A 7,540-nucleotide genomic window follows, 5' to 3' on the forward strand; every position below is an offset into this window, starting at 1 on the left:
CGCCTTCGGTTGGTTCAGTTACACCACTTCTAGGGACACGATCCTAGTTCGCGCATCCTGCTGGGGGTATCGCGGGTAGCTTTGGGGGTAAATGTGGGCTTTAGCGAACAACAAATGCCGTCCTAGAGCCCTCTCCAAATGTTTTGCGGGGACCCCGATAGCCTGTAAACGCTGCAAATCCCTCCCCCAGGTGCAACCACCCTCCTGTGATGCGCCATTTTGGTGCGCAATCCCGTGCAGCGGGAACAGGCCCGGCGTCTGCTCTTCCCACACTACCTGGCCCCGGCGCCGATAACCGATATTAAAGGCCGCAAAATTGATCATCCCACCCGGGGAAAGCGGTCGATTTCCGCACTTGCGGTTTTCCGGCATCGTTATTGCTAAAGCTTGCCTACCAGCGCAAGTCTTCGTTCACCAAAGAAAAATGTGAGCCAGGCCACCAGCATGGAAAGGCAAGCGGCGCCGATCCGAAGCGCCGCTGGAAGTTGATAACGCACACTGAGGTGCCCCCACAGCCAGTACTCGATCATCTCTCGCAGGGCCTCGCATCGTGAAATAGCCAGGTAGAAGGAAAATGCCGTCGTCTTGAACGGCAAGGAGTGCGATATGTCCCGAGCTTTTTTCAACGAAATGTATGACACCGACGGTGCCTGCCGTCCCCACTACCAGCCATTTGCCCAATGGCTGGCGGATACCCCGCCCGAACTGCTGGAACAACGCCGCCGCGAAGCCGACCTGCTGTTCCATCGTGCCGGTATCACTTTCACCCTCTACGGGGACGAACAGGGCACCGAGCGCCTGATCCCCTTCGACATCATCCCCCGCAGCATCAAGGCCAGCGAATGGCAAATGGTCGAACGCGGCTGCATTCAACGGGTGCAGGCGTTGAACCTGTTCCTGGCCGACGTCTACCACGACCAGCGCATTCTCAAGCAAGGCATCATCCCGCCCGAGCAGGTACTGGTGAACGAGGGTTACCAGATTGCCATGCAGGGCCTGGACCTGCACCGCGACATCTATGCGCACATCGCCGGAGTCGACCTGGTGCGAGACGGCGATGGCAGCTACTACGTGCTCGAGGACAACCTGCGCACTCCCAGCGGCGTGAGCTACATGCTCGAGGACCGCAAGATGATGATGCGGCTGTTCCCCGAGCTGTTCGCCAGCCAGCGCGTGGCGCCTATCGACCACTATCCCAACCTGTTGCTCGACACTCTCAAGAGCGCCAGCCCGCTGGACAACCCCACCGCCGTTGTGCTGACCCCGGGGCGTTTCAACAGCGCGTATTTCGAGCACGCGTTCCTGGCCCGGGAAATGGGCGTGGAGTTGGTCGAGGGCGCCGACCTGTTCGTGCGCGACGATCATGTGTTCATGCGCACCACCGCCGGCCCGAAACAGGTGGACGTGGTCTACCGGCGTCTCGACGACGCCTACCTCGACCCGTTGTCCTTCACCCCCGACTCGTTGCTCGGGGTCCCCGGCCTGATTGCCGCCTACCGCTCGGGCAACGTGGTGCTGGCCAACGCGGTCGGCACCGGCCTGGCCGACGACAAGTCGATCTACCCTTATGTCGGCGACATGATCCGCTTCTACCTCGACGAGGAGCCGATCCTCAAGAACGTCCCGACCTGGCAATGCCGCAACCCCAAGGAGCTGTCCCACGTGCTGGCCCACCTGCCGGAACTGGTGGTCAAGGAAACCCAAGGCTCCGGCGGCTACGGCATGCTGGTCGGGCCGGCCGCCACGGCAGCGGAAATCGAAGACTTCCGCGCACGACTCAAGGCCCGTCCCGAGGCCTACATCGCCCAGCCCACACTGAGTCTTTCGACCTGCCCGACATTTGTCGAGAACGGTATCGCACCGCGTCATATCGACCTGCGACCGTTCGTCCTGTCGGGCAGCGAAACCCGCCTGGTCCCCGGTGGCCTGACGCGGGTGGCCCTGCGCGAAGGCTCGCTGGTGGTGAACTCGTCTCAGGGCGGCGGCACCAAGGACACCTGGGTAGTGGAGGACTGACACATGCTTTCAAGAACCGCTGCGGACCTCTACTGGATGTCCCGTTACCTGGAGCGCGCCGAGAACCTGGCACGCATGCTCGAAGTCAGCTACTCGCTGTCGCTGATGCCCCAGGCCGGCCGCACCGACGGCCAGGCCGAGTTGGCCATGTCGTTGCTGGCGGCGGGCACCCTGGAAGATTACAACCGGCGTCACGACGCGCTCGATACCGCGCGCATGCTGCATTTTTTCGCCTTCGACGAAACCAACCCCGGGAGCATCTACTGCTGCCTGCAGGCGGCGCGGACCAATGCCCATGCGGTACGCGGGCGGATCACCGCCGACATGTGGGAGAACATCAACGCCACCTGGCTGGAAATGCGCAAGATCGCCAGCAATGGCCTGGCCCGCTATGGCATGAGCCAGTTCTGCGACTGGGTCAAGGAGCGCTCGCACCTGTTCCGGGGGGCCACCGCGGGCACCATCATGCGCAACGATGCCTATTGCTTCATTCGCCTGGGCACCTTCATCGAACGGGCCGACAACACGCTGCGCCTGCTGGACGTACGCTACGAAATGTTCGGCGAGGCATCGGAAGAAGTCAGCGACCACTCGGCCCGCGGCTACTACCAGTGGAGCGCCCTGCTGCGCGCCCTGTCATCGTTCGAGGCCTTCAACGAGATCTACCGCAATGCCCCCAGCGCCAGGCAGGTGTCCGAACTGCTGCTGTTGCGCGCCGATGTACCACGCTCGCTGCATGCCTGTATCGAGGAGCTGGACCATATCCTCGCCGGTCTGCCCAGCAACAGTGGCCGCGCCTCGCAGCGCATGGCCGCGGAACTCAATGCGCGCCTGCGCTACACCGACATCGACGAGATTCTGGAAGCCGGCCTGCACCCCTGGCTGACCGATTTCATCGAATGCATCCGCCAACTCGGCCAGACGGTTCACCACTCCTACCTGGAGGTCGTATGAAGCTCGCCATCCAGCACGACACCCGCTACACCTACGCCAACCCGGTGAGCGCAAGCATCCAGTTCCTGCGCCTGACACCCAAGAGCACCGAGCGTCAGCAGATCCTCGACTGGCGCGTGCGGTTGCCCAGGCAGGTTCGCAGCCAGATCGATCCCTACGGCAACGTGTTGCATGTCCTGACCCTGGAAGAGCCGCACAGCGCCCTGGCGCTGAGTGCCGGCGGACAGGTGGAAATCGACCAGTCACGAGAAGTCGAACACGACAGCCAGTCACCCTTGCCGTTCCTGCGCACCAGCCGTCTGACCCTGGCCGATGCGGCCCTGATCGACTTTGCCGGCCAGCGTTGCGGCCAGCGCCGTGATCGTGCCACCCTGATCGGACTGATGGAAGGCCTGGCCGAGCGCATGCCCTACAGCCCGGGGGCGACCGCGGTCGACAGCACCGCGGCCGAGGCGTTCGCCGCCGGGGTGGGCGTATGCCAGGACCATACCCATGCGTTTCTCGCCTGCGCCCGCAGCCTGGGTATCCCGGCCCGCTACGTCTCCGGCTACCTGTGCACCGAGGATGAGAACCATCTGGCCAGTCACGCCTGGGCAGAGGCCTGGCTGGAGGATGGCTGGTACAGCTTCGACGTGACCAATCGGCTGGCCAGGCCCGATCGCCACCTGAAACTGGCGGTGGGCCTGGACTACCTCGATGCCTGCCCGGTACGTGGCATGCGCCGCGGTGGCGGGGCCGAATCGATGCTTGCGCAGGTCATGGTCATGTCGCTCCCGCAGGAACAGCAACAGCAGTAAGCCCAGCCCCTCACGATCCCCACGCCCCGTCGTTGCCGTGACGGCGGGTCATTCAACGCAAACAGGTAAAGCACATGACGTATTGCGTGGCGATGCACCTTGCCGACGGGCTGGTGTTTGTCTCCGATTCACGCACCAATGCCGGGATCGACCAGATTTCGACCTTTCGCAAGCTGTTCATTTTCAGTACCCCGGGCGAGCGGCTGATCGTCCTGCAGAGCGCGGGCAACCTGGCCACCTCGCAATCGGTGGTCAATCTGCTGCGGCAACGTTGCAACGGTACGGGTAACCACCTGTTGAACGTCCGTACGCTCTATGACGCGACCGTGCTGGTGGCCGAAACCATCCGTGAGGTCGTGATCCGCGATCGCGGCAAGCTGGCGAGCAAGGTCGACCTCAGTTGCTCGCTCCTCGTGGGCGGGCAGATTGCCGGCGGGTCGATGGGGCTCTACAGCATCTACCCGCAAGGCAATTTCATCCAGGCCACCGAAGACACGCCGTTCCTGCAACTGGGTGAAAGCAAGTACGGCAAGCCGATCCTCGATCGCAACCTGACATACCGCACGTCGCTGGGCGAGGCATTGCGTTGCGGCCTGATCTCCTTCGATTCGACCATCCGCAGCAACCTGTCGGTGGGTATGCCCCTGGACCTGCTGGTGTATCGCAAGGACGCTTTCGGGCCGACACAAAGCTATCGCATCACCCAGGACGATCCCTACTACGCGCAGATCCGCAACCAGTGGGGCAGCGGGCTCAGGGACCTGCTGGCCGCCCTGCCCGCACCGCCCGGGGACTACATGAGCTGACTCACGCCCGTAGACTGGCTGCTGCATCCCTCTCCGACTCCCTGTATCCTTGCCCAAAGCCAGGAGTGGCTTTCTGCTATACCCCCGAAAAGGGGCGCCGGCCCCGGAATCTGGATTCCCATCAGGTATTGACGTGAAGCGTGACATCCACCTCGTACTCCTTCTGCTATCGATCATTGGTTGCTCGCTCGCATCGTTGACGCTCTGGAAGGTAATAGCCTCTCGCGAGAAGGCACTGGAAGAAGCCAGCGTCCACAGCCTGAACCTGACACAGGCGCTGTCGACCTATTCCGAAGGGGTCGTGAGGCAGAGTTCACTGCTCCTGCTCGGCCTGGTCGAACGCCTGGAAACCGAGGGCAGCGGACCGGCCCGGATCGAACGCCTGAGCCAACTGATCGACCGCTGGCAACCCTTGATGCCGCAGATGAGCGGGATCACGGTCTACGACCGGGACGGACTCTGGTTGATGTCTTCCAACCGGCCGATTCCCGTCGGCGCCAACAGCCGCGACCGAGCCTACTTCATCCATCACCGCGACGACCCATCGCGCGAGCCCTTCATAGGCCTGCCGATCCGCAGCCGCACCAACAATGAATGGGTGATCACCATCAGCCGTCGTTTCAACGACGCCGACGGCGGGTTCGCCGGCGTGGTGGCCGTTACGCTGGGGGTAGAGAACTTCCTGCGCCTGTTCGGCCAGATCGACGTGGGCCAGGAGGGCGCCATCGGCCTGTCGTACACCGACGGCTCGATGCTGGTGCGCTACCCGTTTCGAGAACAGGACATGAGCCGCAACTTCTCCAAGTCGCCGATCTACGCCAAGTACCTGGTCGACCAGTCGGTGGGCACTGCCTCCTTCACTTCCAGCCTGGACGGCGTGGAGCGCCTGTATGCGTTTCGCAAGAGCGACAAGCTGCCCCTGGTGACCACCGTTGCCTTGGGCAAGCGCGAAGTCCTGGCGGCCTGGCGGCTGGAGGCGCTGCTGTCGTTGCTGGTGGTATGCGGTCTGCTGGTGGTCACAGGCATCATCGGCTGGATGCTGATACGCGATATCCGCCGCCGTATCGCGGTGGAAAATGAACTGAGGCTGACCCAGCAGCAGTTGCTCGACAGCAACCGGCAGCTCGGACGCCTGGCCATGCTCGATGCATTGACCGGCCTCGCCAACCGGCGCTGTTTCGACGAAACGCTGCCCCAGGAACTTGGCAGGGCCCGCCGAAACGGGACAGCACTGGCATTGCTGATGATCGATATCGATCATTTCAAGCGCTACAACGACACCTACGGCCATCCGGCGGGGGACGCCTGCCTGCAGCAGGTCGCCGCCCGGCTCGCGAATTGCCTGCGCCGTCCGCCCGACCTGCTGGCGCGCTACGGCGGCGAGGAGATGGCGGTGATTCTGCCCGATACCGATGCCGCCGGAGCGGTTGTCGTCGCCCGCCTGATGCTCGAACACCTGGCCGTGGAACCTATCGCCCACCAGGACAGTCCCTTTGCACAGGTCACTGTCAGCATTGGTATCGCCTGCGCCGGGAGCACGGAGCTCGACAACTGGCAGACATTGCTCGAACGCGCCGACCAGGCGCTCTATGCCGCCAAGCAAGCAGGTCGCAACCGCCTGCATGTCGGCTGAGAACATGTCCGATAGAAGCTGACAGGGCGCCACTTCCCCAGCCAACCGAGATCGCATCCTTGAACGACTTCCGGCAAAACACTTCACCTCACCGTGCGCTGGACTGGCTTAACTTTTTCCTCGCGGACGTGCGCGACGGCCTCGGACCTTACCTGGCAATCTACTTGCTGGCCGTGCACCAATGGCAACCGGCGAGCATCGGCCTGGTCATGACCCTGGCCGGCATCGCTGCGCTGCTGGCGCAGACGCCAGCCGGCGCGCTGATCGACAGGACGCCGGCCAAGCGCGCCGTCGTGGTGATCGCCGCGCTGCTGGTCACCGGCAGTTGCCTGCTGCTGCCGGTCGTCTCGTCGTTCGGGCTGGTGGCGCTGACGCAGACCGCAAGCGCTCTGGCCGGCTCGGTGTTCGCCCCGGCCATTGCCGCCATCTCCCTGGGCATTACCGGCCCCAAGGCCTTCACCCGGCGCGTGGGCCGCAACGAAACCTTCAACCACGCCGGCAATGCCTGCTCGGCCCTGCTGGCGGGCGGCCTGGCCTATCTGTACGGGCCCGTGGTGGTGTTCTACCTGATGGCGGTGATGACCGTGGCCAGCCTGATTGCGGTCAGTCGGGTCCCCGGCGCGGCCATCGATCACCAGGTGGCCCGCGGCCTGGCCCATGTGCCGGCGGGCGACGCCCACCCGGCCGGCCTCGGCCTGCTGCTGCACAACCGCACCCTGCTGCTGTTCGCCGTGTGCTGCGCCCTCTTCCACCTGGCCAACGCGGCGATGCTGCCACTGGTGAGCCAGAAGCTGTCGCAGGTCGACCTGCGCCTGGCCACGCCGCTCACCTCAGCCTGCATCGTCGCGGCGCAACTGGTCATGGTGCCGATGGCACTATTGGTGGGCGCCCGGGCCGAGCAATGGGGCCGCAAGCCTTTCCTGCTCGTCGGTTTTCTCATCCTGCCGATGCGGGGCGCGCTCTACGTGGTGTCCGACAACCCGTTCTGGCTGGTCGGCGTGCAACTGCTCGACGGCATCGGTGCCGGCATCTTCGGCGCGCTGTTCCCGATCGTGGTCAAGGATCTGACCGAGGGCAGTGGCCGCTTCAATGTCAGCCTGGGGGCGCTGAGTACGGTGTTCGGCCTGGGGGCGGCGCTGAGCCCGGGGCTTGCCGGGCTGGTGGTCCAGTCGGCCGGCTACGATGCCGCCTTCCTGACACTGGCCGCCATCGCCGCGGCCGCGTTCCTGCTGGTGCTGCTCGCCCTGCCGGAGACCCGCCTTCGAACGGCACCCCAGGCGGCCTTTTCATAGCGGCTGGGCACTGTCCAGCCGCTGCAGCAACATCTCGCCACG

At 64.1% G+C, this 7,540-nt stretch carries 7 protein-coding genes; 6 read left to right on the forward strand and 1 reads right to left on the reverse strand.

The window, feature by feature from the left end:
* Window positions 1–380: 380 nt before the first annotated feature.
* Window positions 381–596, reverse strand: a complete 216-nt coding sequence (locus K675_RS33140; RefSeq protein WP_157383974.1) for a hypothetical protein — start codon at window positions 594–596, stop codon at window positions 381–383.
* Window positions 597–606: 10 nt separating this feature from the next.
* On the opposite strand from K675_RS33140, the gene K675_RS0122875 reads away from it, so the two are divergent.
* From K675_RS0122875 to K675_RS0122900, 6 genes are all read left to right on the forward strand, one after another.
* Window positions 607–2,016, forward strand: a complete 1,410-nt coding sequence (locus tag K675_RS0122875) for a circularly permuted type 2 ATP-grasp protein (protein ID WP_017905793.1) — start codon at window positions 607–609, stop codon at window positions 2,014–2,016.
* Window positions 2,017–2,019: 3 nt separating this feature from the next.
* Window positions 2,020–2,970: an alpha-E domain-containing protein gene (locus tag K675_RS0122880; protein WP_026145458.1), complete on the forward strand. Its 951-nt coding sequence runs from the start codon at window positions 2,020–2,022 to the stop codon at window positions 2,968–2,970.
* Window positions 2,967–3,767 (forward strand): transglutaminase family protein, encoded by an 801-nt coding sequence (locus tag K675_RS0122885; RefSeq protein WP_017905795.1) that lies wholly within the window; start codon window positions 2,967–2,969, stop codon window positions 3,765–3,767. Before K675_RS0122880 ends, K675_RS0122885 begins: the two co-directional genes overlap by 4 nt.
* Window positions 3,768–3,841: 74 nt before the next feature.
* Entirely contained in the window at window positions 3,842–4,573 is a 732-nt protein-coding gene (locus K675_RS0122890; protein ID WP_017905796.1) for a proteasome-type protease, read from the forward strand.
* Between the two features lie 133 nt (window positions 4,574–4,706).
* On the forward strand, window positions 4,707–6,206 hold the full coding sequence (locus tag K675_RS0122895) for a sensor domain-containing diguanylate cyclase (RefSeq protein WP_017905797.1): 1,500 nt from the start codon (window positions 4,707–4,709) through the stop codon (window positions 6,204–6,206).
* A 50-nt stretch (window positions 6,207–6,256) separates the two neighbouring features.
* Window positions 6,257–7,498: an MFS transporter gene (locus K675_RS0122900; RefSeq protein WP_026145459.1), complete on the forward strand. Its 1,242-nt coding sequence runs from the start codon at window positions 6,257–6,259 to the stop codon at window positions 7,496–7,498.
* The last annotated feature ends 42 nt before the right edge of the window (window positions 7,499–7,540 follow it).

It is taken from the genome of Pseudomonas fuscovaginae SE-1, assembly GCF_000364705.1.
GTDB classification, from domain to species: Bacteria; Pseudomonadota; Gammaproteobacteria; order Pseudomonadales; family Pseudomonadaceae; genus Aquipseudomonas; species Aquipseudomonas fuscovaginae_A.